We start from the raw sequence: 302 nt of genomic DNA, 5'->3' as shown, positions 1-302 counted from the left end.
GCGCGACCGCCAGGGCGCTGCCGCGCGTCCCGATGCGCAGCACGCCCTCGCGGCGCTCGGCGGCGCCGTCGACCCTCGTCACGGACCCGGTCACGGCGCCAGTCCCGCCGCGGCCGGCTTGAAGCCCAGCCTGACGTTCTCGCAGCATCCCGGGCGGCAGACGTCGTACCAGGGCCCGAGCGCGGTGACCGCGGGGCGCTGCTCGACGGGTACGCCGTCGCGGCGCTCCAGCACCAGGTCGACCAGCCCCTTCACGTAGGCCGCATGGGTTCCCGGTGTCGGCACGCGGACGGCCACCAGAC

The 302-nt window shown here is 76.5% G+C and carries 1 protein-coding gene; it reads right to left on the bottom strand.

Annotated elements, in window-relative coordinates; genetic code table 11:
- Positions 1-90: 90 nt before the first annotated feature.
- Positions 91-302: hypothetical protein (locus tag SB719_RS19535; protein WP_412159651.1), on the bottom strand; the 212-nt coding region annotated here is incomplete at its 5' end.

It is taken from the genome of Pantoea sp. SIMBA_079 (assembly GCF_046940275.1).
In the GTDB taxonomy this organism is placed as follows: Bacteria; Pseudomonadota; Gammaproteobacteria; order Enterobacterales; family Enterobacteriaceae; genus Pantoea; species Pantoea borealis.
This window is presented reverse-complemented; position numbering and strand designations above follow the sequence as displayed.